Genomic DNA, 17,249 nt, shown 5'->3' with positions numbered 1-17,249 from the left:
TTCGCCGACCATGATGTCGAACATCTGCTGACGGAAGTTCAGGGTCCAGTTGAAGGACGGGCTGTTGTTGTAGACCAGCTTGGCGTTCGGGATCACTTTGCGGATCTCGTTAACCATGGCGGCGATCTGACCAACGTGTGGCTTCTCGGTTTCGATCCACAGCAGGTCGGCACCGTTCTGCAGCGAGGTGATGCAGTCCAGTATGCAGCGCGCTTCACCGGTGCCAGCACGGAACTGGAACAGGTTGGACGGCAGGCGCTTAGGACGCAGCAGCTTGCCTTCGCGATTCAGTACTACGTCGCCGTTGTTCAGGTCGGCAGCGGAGACTTCTTCGCAATCCAGGAAGGCGTTGTACTGGTCGCCCAGGTCGCCCGGCTGGTTGGTCACGGCGATCTGCTTGGTCAGGCCGGCACCCAGGGAGTCGGTACGAGCAACGATCACGCCGTTGTCGATACCCAGTTCCAGGAAGGCGTAGCGAACAGCGTTGATCTTGGCCAGGAAGTCAGCGTGTGGAACGGTGACTTTGCCGTCTTGGTGACCGCACTGCTTCTCATCGGAAACCTGGTTTTCGATCTGGATGCAGCAAGCGCCTGCTTCGATCATGCGCTTGGCCAGCAGGTAGGTGGCTTCCGGGTTACCGAAGCCAGCGTCGATGTCGGCGATGATTGGTACTACGTGGGTTTCGTAGTTGTCGATCTGGTTCTGAATGTCAGCAGCCTTGGCGTTGTCGCCAGCGGCGCGGGCAGCGTCCAGAGCGGTGAACAGCAGGTCCAGTTCACGGGCGTCGGCTTGGCGCAGGAAGGTGTACAGCTCTTCGATCAGGCCGGAAACCGAAGTTTTCTCGTGCATGGACTGGTCCGGCAGCGGACCGAAATCCGAACGCAGAGCAGCAACCATCCAGCCGGACAGGTACAGGTAGCGCTTGTTGGTGGTCTTCAGGTGCTTCTTGATCGAAATCAGCTTCTGCTGACCGATGAAGCCGTGCCAGCAACCCAGCGACTGGGTGTATACGGAGGAGTCAGCATCGTACTCGGCCATGTCTTTGCGCATGATGTCGGCGGTGTACTGAGCGATTTCCAGGCCGGTCTTGAAGCGGTTCTGGGTGCGCATGCGAGCCACGGACTCAGGGTTGATAGCGCTCCAGCTGCTGCCTGCGGCTTCTTTGACTGCGGCAACGGCTTTGATGTCGTTTTGATAAGCTGACATGGTCAATCCTTCAAAGTATGTGTTTGGTTGAGCACCGACTTCCCCGCTGAACACCTGTGTTGCTGGAGGTTGTTGTAGCTCACTGCAGAACGCCGAGAAGTCGACTTGAGACGGAATTGATCCGGGAGGAGGGTGACGAGCTCAACAGTTCGCTGGCTGCAGCTGCTGCAAATGACCGGGTCATTTGGCGTTTACCGGATCAAAGATGCCGTTGGACGACTCAACTTGCTGCGCTTTATGCGGGCTGTTGCTAAACGCTTCCCCGTCCCTCAGGACAACTTCGTTCCAGTCGCAATCTCATCGGACGGCCTTGTGGGCTTTACAACGCAAATCGGCTCGGACGGTAAGTTAGAGCGCGATTCGGAGGCCCTTAACGGAACCTCTGATTAGCGGGAGCGGGGTCATGATGCCTCTGCCAAAAGTGTTCGTCAATAATTTTGTAGTGCTTTTTCAATGACTACTACATAAACCAAAAAGCGACCGGTGAGTCAGCTTTGGCCCGGTCTCAATCCACCACTTCGACCTTGACCCGTAGCTGCATATCTTCACGGCCCTGGGTCGAGCGTTGCTGCAGGAAATCGCCCTGGTCGGCCTGGCTCTGCTCGCTGACGCCGCCGATGCTGATCCACTCGCCGAGGCGACCGCTGACCCGGGTGTCGGTGCTCTGCACATCGATAGCGCCCGGCTGTGACTGGCTCAGGCGGTCGCGGTTGCTGCTGATGCTGATATGCACCAGTTCGCCGCTGAGGCTGGCGGTGACATAGAAACCGCGGGTGACATTGCGGTATTGGGTGTTGCTGTAGGGCTGGCCATAGGGATCGAGGCCCTGGCTGGTCAGCGGCACGCTCTGGCCGACTTGAATCAATGCCGGGTAGCCTTCGGTCGCCTGCACCTGTTGGGTGCCGCCGCCCCGGCTGTCGGTGCTGCGGCGGATGATGCGCACCTGGTCGCGGCCGTTGATTTCACCCTGGCCGATCTGCACCTCGGCATCGCCGGTGCTGAAGCTGCCATCGGCGCTATAGCCGCGGTCGGTCTGGTAGCTGGATTCGCTGCTGTCGACGCTGATCAGCAGGCGCCGCGGCGCTGTATCCAGTTGCATGAGCAGGCTACGGACTTCGTCGATCTTGGCGGGGGAGGCATCGACTATCAGCTGGTTACCATAAGCGCTGACGCGGCCCTCGCTGCCCAATACCGATTGCACCACGCTCAGTACCTCGTCGGCGGTGCGGTAGCTGAGCGGCAGGACCTCGGTCGCCGCGCTGAGGGACAGGCTGCAGCTGAGCAGGGCGGCGCTAAGTAGTGCACGAACTTTCATAACAGAAAACTCCGTAGGTCGGCGTCGGTGATGCTGGTGTCCCAGGCCTGGTCGAACTGGGTGCGGCGCAGGCGGGTGCGGGCGGGGTCCTGATACAGCGCATAACCGGCGAACTGGCCGAGTTCAGGGAGCAACAGCAGGCCCTGGTCATCGGCAAGCAGAAACGCCAGTTCTTCGCTGGGGTAGTCCGGGTGCAATTTGCGGATATGCAGGTTGGAGGGCAGGCGGCGGGAGAGGCTGAGCAGGCGGTGACCTTCCTTTACCGCCCGGCTGGCGTCCCTGAGCAGGATGCGCAGTTGGTTTCTCGGGCTGGCCAGGAGAAAGCGTGTACAGGCTTCCTGCACGCTGCTGTGGTGATACAGCCAGGGTTCCAGGTCATGGCTGTAGATGCACAGGCTGTGCTGGGCTTGTTGCAGCAGGGCGAGGGCATGGGCGCGGGCTTCATCGGGCTGACTGAAACGCTCCAGTGTCTGATGCGTACCGAGAATAAAGGGTGCCGGTTCGGCGCGCGGGCCGTCGCTTGGCAAACTGGCTGGGTTATGCACGGTAAAACGCCCCGGCGACTCAAACTCGATGGCGGGAAGCTCTATGGGCTCAAGGCTCTCGATCGGGTCGGGCGGGGCGTTGTCGTCGTGCATGTCAGCCTCTAGGCGCTATGACGCACCATATCCACATGGGGGATGCCGGCGTCCAGGTATTCACCGCTGACGATGGCAAAGCCGAGCTTTTCATAGAAAGCGCTGGCATGCACCTGAGCGCTGAGCATTTGTTGCGTCAGTCCGCGCTTTTCCGCTTCGGCAATCACCGCCTTGATCAGTGCCACCCCCACGTTGAGGCCGCGCCAGTCCTTGAGCACCGAGACGCGGCCGATATGACCGTCGGGCAGCAAGCGCGCGGTGCCTATGGAGTAATCACCTTCACAGGCGAGAAAGTGCACGGCGTCGGTATCTTCCGCGTCCCATTCGAGCTCAGGCGGCACCGCTTGCTCGGCGATAAACACGGTTTCGCGAATGCGTCGCAGATCGGCGTTGTCCTTCTGCCAATCGGCCAGGCGGACGTGAATCTCACTCATCAGCAAACTCCAAGCTGCCTTGTTTGACCAGTTCCACCAACAGGTTACGCCCTTCGTCAGCGGCGAGCCACGGGCCGAGGTTGTCGATATGCAGGGCGTCGGCGGCGCAGATCAGCTTCAGCAGCTCGCGCAGGCTGGCCGAGAGCAAACGGCTCTGGCCGCTGGCGAACAGCACCAGGTCTGCGCCGACTTCCGACCAGGCCAGGCGCGCGCTGGGGTTGCGGATCAGCACGGCACCGTCTTCCAGGCTGCCGAGGAACATGTCTTCGTCGATCTCGATGCCGGCGATCAGCTCGGGGTAGCGCGGCTCGGTCATAAACTGGCCGAACCAGGTCATCAGCAGGCGTTCATCGCTCATATGTTCGTTGAGCAGGGCTTTCAGGCGCTCCAGGGCGTCGCGCTGGATCTGCGTGGGGTCGTCGGTCGGCTGTGCGCCGGCGTCGCTGTAGCGCTCCTCGTCGGGCAGGAATTGGCCCAGGAAGTCGGTGAAATGGGTCAGGACTTCGGCGGCGCTTGGCGCCCGGAAGCCTACGGAGTAAGTCATACATTCATCCTCAGCGGTACCACAGTGGGCCAGGAGCGGCGGCAGATAGAGCATGTCGCCGGGCTCCAGAACCCATTCTTCAGTTTGAGCGAATTCAGCCAGGATCTTCAGATCCGCATGCTCCAGCAGCGGGCTGTCGGAGTTGCACATCTGGCCGATTTGCCAGCGGCGCTTGCCGAAGCCCTGCAGCAGAAACACGTCGTAATTATCGAAGTGCGGACCCACCCCGCCGCCAGGTGCGGCGAAGCTGATCATCACGTCGTCGATGCGCCACTTGGGCAGGAACTTGAACTGTTCCAGCAGCTCGGCCACTTCCGGCACGAACTGGTCGACGGCCTGCACCAGCAGGGTCCAGTCGCGCTCCGGCAGTGCCGCGAAGGCGTCCTCGGCGAACGGGCCGCGGCGCAGCTCCCAGGGGCGTTCGCCCTGCTCGATGACCAGGCGCGACTCGATTTCTTCTTCCAGGGCCAGGCCGGCCAGTTCGTCCGGCGAGATCGGGCTCTCGAAGCCGGGAATGGCCTGGCGCACCAGCAGGGGTTTCTTCTGCCAGTAGTCACGCAGGAACTCGCGCGCGGTAAGGCCGCCCAGCAGTTGCAGTGGAATATCAGGATTCATGGGTAAGCCCTTGAAATAAATAAAAGCCTGAAAAAGAAAACGCCCGGCATAGCCGGGCGTCAGAGGGCTATTGCCGCTTAGATACGCTTGGCCTGGGCCACTGCGTTGCCGATGTAGTTGGCTGGGGTCAGCAACTTGAGTTCGGCTTTGGCGGCGGCCGGCATCTCCAGACCGTCGATAAAGCTCTGTAGCGCTTGCGGGCTGATGCCCTTGCCGCGGGTCAGCTCCTTGAGCTTCTCGTAGGGGTTCTCGATGGCGTAACGGCGCATCACGGTTTGGATCGGCTCGGCCAGCACTTCCCAGCAGGCGTCCAGATCGGCGGCGATTCGCGCTTCGTTCAGCTCCAGCTTGCCGATGCCCTTGAGGCTGGCTTCGTAGGCGATGACGCTGTGGGCGAAGCCGACGCCGAGGTTGCGCAGCACGGTGGAGTCGGTCAGGTCGCGCTGCCAGCGGGAGATCGGCAGCTTGCTGGCCAGGTGCTGGAACAGCGCGTTGGCAATACCCAGGTTGCCTTCGGAATTCTCGAAGTCGATCGGGTTGACCTTGTGCGGCATGGTCGAGGAGCCGATTTCGCCGGCGATGGTGCGCTGCTTGAAGTAACCCAGGGAGATATAGCCCCAGATATCGCGATCGAAGTCGATCAGGATGGTGTTGAAGCGGGCGATGGCGTCGAACAGCTCGGCGATATAGTCGTGCGGCTCGATCTGGGTGGTGTAGGGGTTGAACTGCAGGCCCAGGTCGCCCTCGATGAAAGCGCGGGCATTGGCTTCCCAGTCGATCTGCGGGTAGGCCGACAGGTGGGCGTTGTAGTTGCCCACCGCGCCGTTGATCTTGCCCAGCAGCGGTACAGCCGCCACTTGCGCGATCTGCCGCTCCAGGCGATAGACCACGTTGGCCAGTTCCTTGCCCAGGGTGGTGGGCGAAGCCGGCTGGCCGTGGGTGCGCGACAGCATCGGCACATCGGCGAATTTCACCGCCAGCTCACGGATGGCTTCGGCGGTCTGGCGCATCAGCGGCAGCAGCACGTTGTCACGGCCTTCGCGCAGCATCAGGGCGTGGGACAGGTTGTTGATGTCTTCGCTGGTGCAGGCGAAGTGGATAAATTCACTGACCTTGTCCAGCTCAGGCAGCTTGGCCGCTTGTTCCTTGAGCAGGTACTCCACGGCTTTGACGTCGTGGTTGGTGGTGCGCTCGATCTCTTTGACGCGCTCGGCGTGCTCGATGGCGAAATTCTCCGCCAGCTCGTTGAGGATGGTCTGGGCTTCGGCGGAGAAGGGCGCGACTTCAGTGACGCCTTCGTGAGCGGCCAGGCGCTGCAGCCAGCGCACTTCAACCAGGACGCGGCAACGGATCAGGCCGTATTCGCTGAAAATCGAGCGCAGGGCGCTGGTTTTGCCGGCATAGCGGCCATCGACAGGGGAAACCGCGGTGAGCGAGGAGAGCTGCATGGGAGGCGTTCTCGGACAATCGGGCATTGAAAAGGGCGCGTATTGTACATGAAATCGAGCGCCTGGCCGCGATTGCCTACAGCCGTTTAGCGGCGGCGCGCGATCGACAGCAGGCTGGCGGTGAAAATCAGCGCCGCGCCAATCGATGAAGTCAGGTCCGGGGTTTCGCCCCAGCGCAGCCAGGCGATCAGGCCCGCGAAGACAATCGCCAGGTAGGCGAAGGGCCCGATCAAACCCGGCGGGGCCAGGCCGTAGGCCTTGGACATGATGATCTGGCTGGCTGTGGCCAGCAGGCCGATGACCAGCAGCAGCTTGAGTTCGCTGTGCTCCATCGGCTGCCAGGCCCAGGCCAGGGGTATCGCAGAGATCAACATGCTGAACAGCGAGAAGTAGAAGACGATGCGAAAGGCCGGCTCGGTATCGCTCATCTCGCGAATCGAGACGAAGGCGAAGGCGGCCAGAATGCTCGCCGCCATGCCGATCAGCGCCTGGCTGTCGAGCAGGGCGGCAGAAGGTTTGGCCACCAGTAGCACGCCAACCAAGCCGATACCGGTGGTGATCAGCATGCGCTTGCTTAAGGGCTCTTTCAGCCACCACCAGGCGATGACGGGCGTAAACACCGGAGCCGAGTAGGTGAACAGCATGGCGTCGGCCAGGGGCAGGTGGGCGATGGCATAGAAGAAGCAGTACATCGCCGCCAGGCCATAGGTGGTGCGCCACAGATGGGATTTGAGTCGGGTCGTTTTAAGCGGGCGCAAACCCTTGAGCGCGATCAGCGGTAAAAAGAACAACACGCCCACCAGGTTGCGGAAGAACACCACCGACTCGTTGTTGACGCTGCTGGACACCTCGCGAATGCCGACGCCCATCAGGGCGAACAGCAGCGCCGACAGCGCCAGCAGTGCGGCGCCCTGTAGAGGTTTCGTCTGGCGTGTGTTCACTGGTCAGCCACGCAGCAGCGGGTAGAGTTCCTTGAGCAGCTTGCTGCGGCTGAACACCAGCTGCCAGCGATGGCCGCCCAGTTGTCGCCACAAACGTGCCGAGCGGATACCGGCGAGCAGCAGGGCGCGAATCTTCGCGGCATTGTTGGCTTGCTGCAGATGGCGTGCGTCGCCTTGTACCTGGATACGCTGACGGAAGGTGCTGATGGTGTCCTGATACAGGCTGCCGCAATTGGCGATGACGTTGTCATGGGTGGGGCCGAAGTGCTCGACCTGCTGTTGGACCTGGTCGAGGCGGCTGCCCATCACTTGCAGCATGTCGTCGCGTTTGTTCAGCTGGCGCTCCAGGGACAGCAGCGCCAAGGTATAACGCAGCGGGTCGCGCTGCAGGCTGGTCGGGTCGCGCTCCAGGGCGCTGACCAGGCCGCGGTAGCCGTCGCGCAGGTTGAGGTCGTTGCCGCCGTACACCTCGAGGGTGTTTTGTGGGTCGCGTACCAGCAGGCTGTTAATCATGCAGGCCACGGCAGGCTCGGCCACTTGGCCGGTGCGGGCCAGTTTGTCGACCAGCACCGCCGCTTCGAAGACCGCGCCCAGGGCGACCAGTTGCTCTTGAATCGGGCTCATGGGCGCGGGTCCTTGCTGCTCCAAGGTTCGGCGGTTTCGATCACGCCGCCGCCGAGGCACACCTCGCCGTCATAGAACACCACCGACTGACCCGGAGTCACCGCGCGTTGCGGCATGGCGAAGGTCGCGCGGTAGCCACTGGCGGTCTGCTCCAGGGTGCAGGCTTGATCGCCTTGGCGGTAACGGACCTTGGCGGCCAGCTGGCGTGGGCCGCTCAGGTCGACGGGGTTGACCCAGTAAATTTCCGAGGCAAGCAGGGCACGGGAAAACAACCAGGGGTGTTCATTGCCTTGGCCGACCACCAGCACGTTGCGCTCCAGGTCTTTTTGCAGCACGTACCAAGGCTCGTCGCTGGCATCTTTCAAGCCGCCGATGCCCAGGCCCTGGCGCTGGCCGATGGTGTGGTACATCAAGCCGTGGTGGCGGCCGATGACTTCGCCCTCGGTGGTTTCGATATCGCCGGGTTGAGCCGGGAGGTACTGCTTGAGGAAATCGCTGAAGCGCCGCTCGCCGATAAAGCAGATACCGGTGGAGTCTTTCTTCTTGGCGGTGGCCAGGTCGTATTTCTCGGCGATGGCGCGGACCGCCGGTTTTTCCAGCTCGCCAACCGGGAACAGGGTCTTGGCGATCTGCTCGCCGCCGACCGCATGCAGGAAGTAGCTCTGGTCCTTGTTCGGGTCCAGACCCTTGAGCAGTTCGGTACGGCCGTCGCTATCACGGCGGCGCACATAGTGGCCAGTGGCAATCAGGTCGGCGCCGAGCATCAGGGCGTAGTCGAGGAAGGCTTTGAACTTGATCTCGCGGTTGCACAGGATGTCCGGGTTTGGCGTGCGACCGGCCTTGTACTCGGCCAGGAAGTGCTCGAACACGTTGTCCCAGTACTCGGCGGCGAAGTTGGCGGTGTGCAGCTTGATGCCGATTTTGTCGCACACGGCCTGGGCGTCGGCCAGATCGTCCATGGCGGTGCAGTATTCGGTGCCGTCGTCTTCGTCCCAGTTCTTCATAAACAGGCCTTCGACCCGATAACCCTGTTCGAGCAACAGCAGGGCGGAAACGGAGGAGTCGACGCCGCCGGACATGCCGACTATGACGCGCTTAGCAGTTGGTTCTTGCATGAGGATACTGGGCACAGGTGTGAAGAGAACGCGATTCTAACAGGCCGATGCCGCTGGCTGTTAATCGCGGATCAGGCTCAGGGGCGCGCTCATGCCACTTAAATAGTCATCGATGCAACGCAGTACCAGCTCGCTGCGCCAGCGCTGCGGTTGGGCGGCCAATTCCTCGCGGGTTAGCCAGCGCGGGCCGATGATGCCCTCATCCAGCGGATGCGCGGGGCGTTGCTGTAGGGCCTTGGCGGCAAAGCACACGCGCTGGTAGGTGATGCCATTGCTGGGCGCGGTATACAGGTAGATGCCGGTGACTCCTGTCAGCTCGACATCCCAACCGGTTTCCTCGAGCGTTTCGCGCACGGCAGCCTGTATCAGACTTTCGTCGGCTTCCAAGTGGCCGGCAGGCTGATTAAATACGGCGCGGCCATCGGCCATTTCCTCGACCAGGAGAAACCGGCCCTGGTCTTCGATTACGGTGGCGACTGTTACATGGGGAGTAAAACGCATGGGGGATCCTTAAATAGGCGCCAAAGCATGACCGCAGTCTTAGCTTGTGGTGATAGTCGGGGCAATTAATCATTGAGCTGCTAGGATGAAATCGGCTTACTTGGAGCGCTTTGTAGCGTGCTTGTAGTTTGACTACAAGATGTCCTCGGTGACTGTCTAGATGCGGGCAAGAGTGCGGGTAAGCATTGCTTCCAGTCGATAAAGTGCGTGACTTTCTGTAGAAAAACTACAAAAATAGGTCGCCTTTCCGATACCCAAAAAAGATCTATTCAGCGTGCCATCTGCGCGGCTGAATGTCAGACCACGAAAGCAACGGAGTCCAGCATGGGATACCAAAAGATCCAGGTGCCAGCAACCGGTGACAAAATCACCGTTAATGCCGATACATCCCTGAACGTACCGAATAACCCGATCATCCCTTTTATTGAAGGTGACGGTATCGGTGTCGATATCAGTCCGGTCATGATCAAGGTCGTTGATGCTGCTGTTAAGAAAGCCTACGGCGGCGAGCGCAAGATCTCCTGGATGGAAGTTTACGCTGGCGAAAAAGCTACTCAGGTTTATGACCAGGACACCTGGTTGCCTCAGGAAACTCTGGACGCGGTCAAAGACTACGTCGTTTCCATCAAAGGCCCGCTGACCACTCCGGTCGGTGGTGGCATTCGCTCCCTCAACGTAGCCCTGCGCCAGCAACTGGACCTGTACGTCTGCCTGCGCCCGGTGCGTTGGTTCGAAGGCGTGCCGAGCCCGGTGAAGAAGCCGGGCGACGTCGACATGACTATCTTCCGTGAGAATTCCGAAGATATTTATGCCGGTATCGAGTGGAAAGCCGGTTCGCCTGAAGCCAACAAGGTCATCAAGTTCCTCAAAGAAGAAATGGGTGTCACCAAGATCCGTTTCGACCAGGATTGCGGTATCGGCGTCAAGCCGGTATCCAAAGAAGGCACCAAGCGCCTGGCGCGCAAGGCACTGCAGTACGTCGTCGATAACGACCGCGACTCGCTGACCATAGTGCACAAAGGCAACATCATGAAGTTCACCGAAGGTGCCTTCAAAGAGTGGGCCTACGAGATTGCCGCTGAAGAGTTCGGCGCCACCCTGCTCGATGGCGGTCCTTGGATGCAGTTCAAGAACCCGAAAACCGGCAAGAACGTCATCGTTAAAGACGCCATCGCCGACGCCATGCTGCAGCAAATCCTGCTGCGTCCGGCCGAATACGATGTGATCGCCACCCTGAACCTCAACGGTGACTACCTGTCCGACGCCCTGGCGGCCGAGGTGGGTGGTATCGGTATCGCTCCGGGCGCCAACCTGTCCGACACCGTTGCCATGTTCGAAGCCACCCACGGCACCGCGCCTAAGTACGCCGGCAAGGACCAAGTGAACCCAGGTTCGCTGATCCTCTCCGCGGAAATGATGCTGCGCCACATGGGTTGGACCGAAGCGGCTGACTTGATTATCAAAGGCACCAACGGCGCAATCTCGGCCAAGACAGTGACCTATGACTTCGAGCGTCTGATGGACGGCGCCAAGCTGCTGTCTTGCTCGGCGTTTGGCGATGCTCTGATCTCTCACATGTGAGCTGAGCAGCGCTAAAAGAAAGGCCGGTCAATTGACCGGCCTTTTTTGTGGGCGATTAATTGCCCGGATAGTCAGACTTCAACCGTCGTGCCTTGTGGCTGCTTGCTCGCAGTCGGGGTGTCGCTGGTGGCGCTAACCGCGCAGATATTCACGGCGTGGAGTCCTTTAGGACCTTGAATAATATCGAAGCTTACTGGCTGACCGGCTTTCAGCGTTTTATAGCCGTCCATCTGGATCGCCGAGTAGTGGGCGAACAGGTCCTCATCTCGACCGTCGGCCAGAATAAATCCGTAGCCTTTGGCGTTGTTGAACCACTTGACCTTACCGCTAACCATGCTGATATCCCTCTGCAAAGGACTCCATCACTGGAGTATCATCCACTTCAGTTCCACTCATTCCCGGCCCGAGGCCAGTGAGGGGAACCCCTTACACCCATGACAGGGTATTTATTGTTTGTAACACTGTTTTGTCGATAGTCAAGGCAATGCTGCAACTGGCTGAGAAGCCGTTCAAACTCTGTCTAGCATCTCCTATTCGCCCACCAACGAACCCTATTCACCATGCATGCAAGTAGCCAGATTCGACTAACATTTAATCAGGATCGCCCCGCAGAGCATGAGGACGATTCCTTCGGTCTAGCCGTTCAGGAATCCAAGCCGGCACTGCAGGCGCCTCCTATGTATAAGGTGGTCTTATTTAATGATGACTACACGCCCATGGATTTTGTGGTCGAGGTGCTCGAGGTGTTTTTCAATCTGAATCGAGAGCTGGCGACCAAGATCATGCTGGCCGTCCATACAGAGGGGCGGGCAGTGTGTGGAGTGTTTACCCGCGATATTGCTGAAACCAAGGCTATGCAGGTGAATCAATATGCGAGAGAGAGCCAGCATCCGCTACTCTGTGAAATAGAGAAGGACGGTTAACGCCGGCCGCTTGGGCATGAGGTGAAGCCATGTTAAATCGAGAGCTCGAAGTCACCCTCAATCTGGCCTTCAAGGAGGCTCGCACCAAGCGTCATGAATTTATGACGGTTGAGCACCTCCTGCTGGCGCTACTGGATAATGAGGCTGCTGCTAGCGTATTGCGCGCCTGCGGTGCCAACCTCGATAAGCTGCGGCACGATCTGCAGGAGTTTATCGACTCAACCACGCCATTGATTCCACAGCACGATGAAGAGCGCGAAACTCAGCCAACCTTGGGTTTTCAGCGGGTACTGCAGCGTGCGGTATTCCACGTGCAAAGCTCTGGCAAGCGCGAAGTCACTGGCGCCAACGTGCTGGTGGCCATATTCAGTGAGCAGGAAAGCCAGGCCGTATTTCTGCTCAAGCAGCAGAGTGTCGCGCGCATCGACGTGGTCAACTTCATTGCTCACGGCATCTCCAAGGTGCCGGGGCATGGTGGCCACTCGGAAACCGAGCAGGAAATGCAGGATGACGAGGGCGGTGAGTCCTCCAGTTCCAGCAATCCGCTGGATGCCTATGCCAGTAACCTCAACGACCTGGCTCGTCAGGGGCGTATCGACCCACTGGTAGGTCGTGAGTTGGAAGTCGAACGGGTCGCGCAGATTCTCGCACGGCGGCGCAAGAACAATCCGTTGTTGGTCGGCGAGGCCGGCGTCGGTAAGACCGCTATTGCCGAAGGCCTGGCCAAGCGCATTGTGGATAATCAGGTGCCGGATCTGCTGGCCACTAGCGTGGTCTATTCGCTGGATCTGGGGGCACTGCTGGCGGGTACCAAGTACCGCGGCGACTTCGAGAAACGCCTCAAGGCGTTGCTCAACGAGCTGCGCAGGCGGCCTCATGCCATTCTGTTTATTGACGAAATTCACACCATTATCGGCGCCGGTGCCGCTTCCGGCGGGGTGATGGATGCCTCCAACTTGCTCAAGCCGATGCTGTCGTCGGGTGAGATTCGTTGCATCGGCTCTACCACCTTCCAGGAGTTTCGCGGCATTTTCGAGAAGGATCGCGCCTTGGCGCGGCGCTTCCAGAAAGTCGATGTGGTGGAACCCTCGATCGAGGACACCATTGGCATCCTGCGCGGCCTGAAGGGGCGCTTTGAACAGCATCACAGCATCGAGTACAGCGATGAGGCGCTGCGCGCGGCGGCCGAGTTGGCCTCGCGCTATATCAACGACAGGCATATGCCGGACAAGGCCATCGATGTAATCGATGAGGCGGGTGCCTACCAGCGTCTGCAGCCGGTGGAAAAACGCTTGGCTCGTATCGATGTGGCTCAGGTCGAGGACATAGTGGCGAAAATCGCCCGAATTCCGCCTAAGCATGTCAGCAGTTCGGATAAAGAGCTGCTGCGCAACCTCGAGCGCGACCTGAAGCTCACGATATTTGGTCAGGATGCGGCGATCGACTCGCTGTCGACTGCCATCAAGTTGTCGCGGGCCGGCCTCAAGGCACCCGACAAGCCGGTGGGCTCCTTCCTGTTTGCCGGCCCCACCGGGGTGGGCAAAACCGAGGCGGCGCGGCAGTTGGCCAAAGCGCTGGGCGTGGAATTGGTGCGCTTCGACATGTCCGAATATATGGAGCGCCATACCGTCTCGCGCTTGATCGGGGCGCCTCCAGGCTATGTCGGTTTCGATCAGGGCGGTCTGCTGACTGAAGCCATCACCAAGACGCCGCATTGCGTGTTGCTGCTCGATGAAATCGAGAAGGCCCATCCGGAAGTCTTCAACCTGCTGTTGCAGGTGATGGACCACGGTGCCCTGACCGATAACAACGGGCGCAAGGCGGACTTCCGCAATGTGATTGTGATCATGACCACCAACGCCGGTGCGGAAACTGCTGCGCGGGCCTCTATCGGCTTCACTCATCAGGACCACTCATCCGATGCCATGGAAGTGATCAAGAAGAGCTTCTCGCCGGAGTTCCGCAACCGCCTGGACACCATCATCCAGTTTGGTCGCCTGAGTCACGAAGTGATCAAAAGCATCGTCGACAAGTTCCTCACCGAGTTGCAGGCGCAACTTGAGGACAAGCGCGTCATGCTTGAGGTCAGTGATGCGGCGCGCAGCTGGCTGGCGGAAAAGGGCTACGACGTGCAGATGGGGGCTCGGCCGATGGCGCGCTTGATTCAGGACAAGATCAAGCGTCCGCTGGCGGAAGAGATTCTGTTTGGCGAATTGTCCGAGCATGGCGGCGTGGTGCATATCGATATCGACAATGGCGAGCCGAGCTTCGAGTACGAAACCACTGCGGAAATGGCCTAGCTTTTCTTGCCGTAGTTTTACCGCACCGACAAAAACGCCCGGCAATGCCGGGCGTTTTTACTGGTGCTTGGCATGACAGGTATCAGAGAGCGGGGTTCTCCGTAGCCTGTTAACGGGCGCGGTAAGTGATGCGACCCTTGCTCAAGTCATAAGGCGTAAGTTCAACGCGAACCTTATCGCCAGTCAGAATGCGGATGTAGTTTTTGCGCATCTTTCCGGAGATGTGCGCGGTAACGACGTGCCCATTTTCCAACTCCACACGGAACATGGTGTTGGGCAGGGTGTCGACGACAGTGCCTTCCATTTCGAAGCTGTCTTCTTTCGACATGCAGTAAAGCCCTCGGTATCCAATGAATGGCCCGGTGCAACTGGCGCCAGGCAAAAGCGGCGTGCATTGTGCCCGAAAATTGGGGTTTGCGCCAAGGGCTTCAGTCAAGGCTGACCCAGCGCTGATTCACGAAGAGCTCAATCGGCCGGTATTGGGTCTTGTAACTCATCTTGCGGCAGTTCTTGATCCAGTAGCCGAGATAGACGGCATGCAGGCCCAAGCGTGCGGCTTCGGCGATTTGCCAGAGAATGGCGAAACGGCCGAGGCTGCGCCTTTCTTCGTTGGGGTCGTAGAAGGTGTAGACCGCCGAAAGGCCATTGGGCAGCACGTCGGTGACGGCTATGGCCAGTAAGCGTCCGTCTTGGCGGAACTCATAAAAGCGTGAAAAAACCAGGTCGCGCACGAGAAAGGTCGAGAATTGCTCGCGGCTGGGCGGGTACATGTCGCCATCGGCGTGGCGTTGCTCGATATAACGCACGTAGAGCGCGTAATACTCTTCGGTAAATGCCGGGCGGACCGGGCGTACCTGGATATCCAGGTTGCGCTTGATAATCCGTCGTTGTTGGCGATTGGGGCTGAATTGCGCGGCCGGGATGCGGGCCGGCACGCAGGCGGTGCAGCGTTGGCAGTGCGGGCGATAAAGGTGTTCGCCGCTGCGACGGAAACCCATTTCCGAAAGCTCGGCGTACACCTGCGCATCCATCGGCTGGCTGGGGTCGAGGAACAGGGTGGTGGCCTGTTCCTCAGGCAGATAGCTGCAAGGATGGGGTTGAGTGGCATAAAACTTCAGGCGGGCCAGCTCGGTCATGATCGACTCTCGGGATCAGTCTTCAATCAAGTGTATGCCAGGCCAGCAAACTCGCCTAGGCAAGCCAATCAGCATGGTTGGCTTGATCCAGATGACGGCTCAGGAAGGTGGCGAACTGTTCGCGAGCAATGGCCCGGGCGCCAAAGCTGTGCAGGTGTTGGGTCGGCATCTGGCAGTCGATCAGCACGAAGCCCCAGGCTTGCAAGTGCTGCACCAGGGTGACGAAACCCACTTTGGAGGCGTTGTCGGCGCGGCTGAACATCGATTCGCCGAAAAACACTTGGCCCATGGCCAGTCCATAGAGCCCGCCAACCAATTTCCCCTCGTGCCAGACCTCGATCGAGTGGGCGATGCCGCGTCTATGCAGCTCCAGATAGGCGGTCTGCATCGGCGTGGTGATCCAGGTGTCCGCGGCGTAGCTGCGCGGTTCGGCGCAGGCCTGGATGACAGCAGCGAAGGCCTGGTCGAAGGTCACTCGGTAGCGCCCTTGGCGCAGCACTTTGCTCAGGCTGCGGGAGATATGCAGTTCGTCGGGTAACAGCACGGTGCGCGGGTCTGGTGACCACCAGAGGATCGGCTGGCCATCCTGAAACCAGGGGAAGCAGCCGTGGCGGTAGGCCTGGATCAAGCGTTCGGCGCTCAGGTCACCGCCGGCTGCGAGCAGGCCGTTGGGCTCGCGCAGAGCTTTGTCGAGAGGGGGGAAGTCCAGGGAATCGCGCTGTAGCCAGGTCAGCATGCTGGGTTAGGACCGAGAGGGTGGAGCAGAGGTGGGCGCTAGACGCCCACCTGCCGGGCTCAGTGGCCGATGTCGAGGAACTTCTCGACATCCAAGGCGGCCATGCAGCCCGCGCCTGCCGAGGTGATGGCCTGGCGGTAGACATGGTCGGCGACGTCGCCGGCGGCGAATACGCCCTCGATGCTGGTCGCGGTGGCATTGCCTTCGCTGCCGCCTTTGATCAGCAGATAACCATCGCGCATTTCCAGCTGGCCCTGGAACAGGTCGGTATTGGGTTTATGGCCGATAGCGATAAACACGCCGGTCAGCGGCAGGTCCTTGGTCGCGCCCGTCTGCGTGTCTTTCAGGCGCGCACCGGTTACTCCGCTGGCATCGCCCAGTACTTCGTCCAGGCTCTGGTTCCAGTGCAGGCGGATATTGCCGTTGGCGGCTTTTTCAAACAGCTTGTCCTGCAGGATTTTCTCCGAGCGCAGCTTGTCGCGGCGGTGAACCAGATGCACTTCCTTGGCGATATTGGACAGATACAGAGCTTCTTCAACGGCGGTGTTGCCGCCACCTATCACGGCGACCACCTGATTGCGATAGAAAAAGCCGTCGCAGGTGGCGCAGGCCGATACGCCCTTGCCGGCAAAGGCTTCTTCCGAGGGCAGGCCCAGGTACTGGGCGGAGGCGCCTGTGGCGATAATCAAGGCGTCGCAGCTATAGGTGCCGCTGTCGCCCTTGAGGATAAAGGGGCGCTGCTGCAACTCGGCGGTATGGATATGGTCGTAGACGATCTCGGTGTCGAAGCGTTCGGCGTGCTTCTGCATGCGATCCATCAGCACCGGGCCGGTCAGGCCTTCGATATCACCTGGCCAGTTGTCCACCTCGATGGTGGTGGTGAGCTGGCCGCCGGGCTGGATGCCGGTGATCATCAGGGGCTTGAGATTGGCGCGGGCGGCATAGACCGCGGCGCTATAACCGGCAGGGCCGGAGCCCAGGATGATCAGGCGTGAATGCTTGACTTCGCTCATAAAAACACCTCATAAGCCTTTGTCACAAAAGAGAATGCATGCTCCAATTGAGCCGCACGGAAGATGTTGGCGGATATGCTACACCGAAGCAGGGGATGAGCGGGAGTCGAGCGCCGCAGCCTCTGTGCGCTTGCTCGTTGACCTGGCGCGCAGCGGCTAAAGCCGTACAATCGCCGCAT

Annotated in this window: 18 protein-coding genes; 3 read left to right on the top strand and 15 right to left on the bottom strand. The window is 60.0% G+C overall.

Annotated features, from left to right (window positions below; translation table 11 throughout):
* The 10 genes from Q8Q83_RS09580 to Q8Q83_RS09535 all read right to left on the bottom strand — a co-directional run.
* On the bottom strand, positions 1 to 1,206 hold a 1,206-nt coding region (locus Q8Q83_RS09580), incomplete at its 3' end, for an isocitrate lyase (protein ID WP_305623196.1).
* Positions 1,207 to 1,711: 505 nt separating this feature from the next.
* Positions 1,712 to 2,521 carry a secretin N-terminal domain-containing protein gene (locus tag Q8Q83_RS09575; protein ID WP_305623195.1) on the bottom strand — a complete coding sequence of 270 codons (810 nt, stop codon included), beginning with the start codon at positions 2,519 to 2,521 and terminating at the stop codon, positions 1,712 to 1,714.
* The gene (locus tag Q8Q83_RS09570) at positions 2,518 to 3,159 is read right to left on the bottom strand and encodes a histone acetyltransferase HPA2 (protein WP_305623193.1); all 642 of its coding nucleotides are present in this window, start codon (positions 3,157 to 3,159) and stop codon (positions 2,518 to 2,520) included. The genes Q8Q83_RS09575 and Q8Q83_RS09570 overlap by 4 nt, the downstream gene beginning before the upstream one ends.
* 8 nt (positions 3,160 to 3,167) lie before the next feature.
* Positions 3,168 to 3,593, bottom strand: coding sequence for a GNAT family N-acetyltransferase (locus Q8Q83_RS09565; protein ID WP_305623191.1), 426 nt, complete (start codon positions 3,591 to 3,593; stop codon positions 3,168 to 3,170).
* Positions 3,586 to 4,752 carry a cupin domain-containing protein gene (locus tag Q8Q83_RS09560; protein WP_305623190.1) on the bottom strand — a complete coding sequence of 389 codons (1,167 nt, stop codon included), beginning with the start codon at positions 4,750 to 4,752 and terminating at the stop codon, positions 3,586 to 3,588. The genes Q8Q83_RS09565 and Q8Q83_RS09560 overlap by 8 nt, the downstream gene beginning before the upstream one ends.
* Positions 4,753 to 4,829: 77 nt before the next feature.
* On the bottom strand, positions 4,830 to 6,200 hold the full coding sequence (gene purB, locus Q8Q83_RS09555; protein ID WP_305623188.1) for an adenylosuccinate lyase: 1,371 nt from the start codon (positions 6,198 to 6,200) through the stop codon (positions 4,830 to 4,832).
* An 86-nt stretch (positions 6,201 to 6,286) separates the two neighbouring features.
* Positions 6,287 to 7,141, bottom strand: a complete 855-nt coding sequence (locus Q8Q83_RS09550) for a DMT family transporter (protein WP_305623186.1) — start codon at positions 7,139 to 7,141, stop codon at positions 6,287 to 6,289.
* A 3-nt stretch (positions 7,142 to 7,144) separates the two neighbouring features.
* Positions 7,145 to 7,765 carry a high frequency lysogenization protein HflD gene (hflD, locus tag Q8Q83_RS09545; protein WP_305623184.1) on the bottom strand — a complete coding sequence of 207 codons (621 nt, stop codon included), beginning with the start codon at positions 7,763 to 7,765 and terminating at the stop codon, positions 7,145 to 7,147.
* On the bottom strand, positions 7,762 to 8,880 hold the full coding sequence (gene mnmA, locus Q8Q83_RS09540) for a tRNA 2-thiouridine(34) synthase MnmA (protein ID WP_305623183.1): 1,119 nt from the start codon (positions 8,878 to 8,880) through the stop codon (positions 7,762 to 7,764). The genes hflD and mnmA overlap by 4 nt, the downstream gene beginning before the upstream one ends.
* 60 nt (positions 8,881 to 8,940) lie before the next feature.
* Complete coding sequence (locus tag Q8Q83_RS09535) at positions 8,941 to 9,381, bottom strand: NUDIX hydrolase (protein WP_305623182.1); 441 nt, start codon at positions 9,379 to 9,381, stop codon at positions 8,941 to 8,943.
* A gap of 324 nt (positions 9,382 to 9,705) precedes the next feature.
* Between Q8Q83_RS09535 and icd the strand changes: the two genes are divergently transcribed.
* Positions 9,706 to 10,962 carry an NADP-dependent isocitrate dehydrogenase gene (gene icd / locus Q8Q83_RS09530; RefSeq protein ID WP_305623180.1) on the top strand — a complete coding sequence of 419 codons (1,257 nt, stop codon included), beginning with the start codon at positions 9,706 to 9,708 and terminating at the stop codon, positions 10,960 to 10,962.
* A 71-nt stretch (positions 10,963 to 11,033) separates the two neighbouring features.
* Here icd and cspD read toward each other — a convergent pair whose 3' ends face one another.
* The gene (cspD, locus tag Q8Q83_RS09525) at positions 11,034 to 11,297 is read right to left on the bottom strand and encodes a cold shock domain-containing protein CspD (RefSeq protein ID WP_305623179.1); all 264 of its coding nucleotides are present in this window, start codon (positions 11,295 to 11,297) and stop codon (positions 11,034 to 11,036) included.
* A 225-nt stretch (positions 11,298 to 11,522) separates the two neighbouring features.
* On the opposite strand from cspD, the gene clpS reads away from it, so the two are divergent.
* Positions 11,523 to 11,885, top strand: a complete 363-nt coding sequence (gene clpS, locus Q8Q83_RS09520) for an ATP-dependent Clp protease adapter ClpS (protein WP_305623177.1) — start codon at positions 11,523 to 11,525, stop codon at positions 11,883 to 11,885.
* Positions 11,886 to 11,914: 29 nt separating this feature from the next.
* Positions 11,915 to 14,185: an ATP-dependent Clp protease ATP-binding subunit ClpA gene (gene clpA / locus Q8Q83_RS09515; protein WP_305623176.1), complete on the top strand. Its 2,271-nt coding sequence runs from the start codon at positions 11,915 to 11,917 to the stop codon at positions 14,183 to 14,185.
* A 109-nt stretch (positions 14,186 to 14,294) separates the two neighbouring features.
* On the opposite strand, the gene infA is transcribed toward clpA, so the two are convergent.
* From infA to trxB, 4 genes are all read right to left on the bottom strand, one after another.
* On the bottom strand, positions 14,295 to 14,513 hold the full coding sequence (gene infA, locus Q8Q83_RS09510; protein ID WP_002553999.1) for a translation initiation factor IF-1: 219 nt from the start codon (positions 14,511 to 14,513) through the stop codon (positions 14,295 to 14,297).
* A gap of 100 nt (positions 14,514 to 14,613) precedes the next feature.
* Complete coding sequence (locus Q8Q83_RS09505) at positions 14,614 to 15,321, bottom strand: arginyltransferase (RefSeq protein WP_305623174.1); 708 nt, start codon at positions 15,319 to 15,321, stop codon at positions 14,614 to 14,616.
* A 55-nt stretch (positions 15,322 to 15,376) separates the two neighbouring features.
* A complete protein-coding gene (aat, locus tag Q8Q83_RS09500; protein ID WP_305623172.1) occupies positions 15,377 to 16,057 on the bottom strand; it encodes a leucyl/phenylalanyl-tRNA--protein transferase in 681 nt (226 codons plus the stop codon).
* A gap of 59 nt (positions 16,058 to 16,116) precedes the next feature.
* Positions 16,117 to 17,070 (bottom strand): thioredoxin-disulfide reductase, encoded by a 954-nt coding sequence (gene trxB, locus Q8Q83_RS09495; protein ID WP_305623170.1) that lies wholly within the window; start codon positions 17,068 to 17,070, stop codon positions 16,117 to 16,119.
* Positions 17,071 to 17,249: the final 179 nt, after the last annotated feature.

Origin of the sequence: Pseudomonas sp. (assembly GCF_030696055.1) — a bacterium.
Classification (GTDB): Bacteria; Pseudomonadota; Gammaproteobacteria; order Pseudomonadales; family Pseudomonadaceae; genus Aquipseudomonas.
The sequence above is the reverse complement of the archived record's forward strand: the minus strand, read 5'-3'. Positions and strand labels throughout refer to the sequence as shown.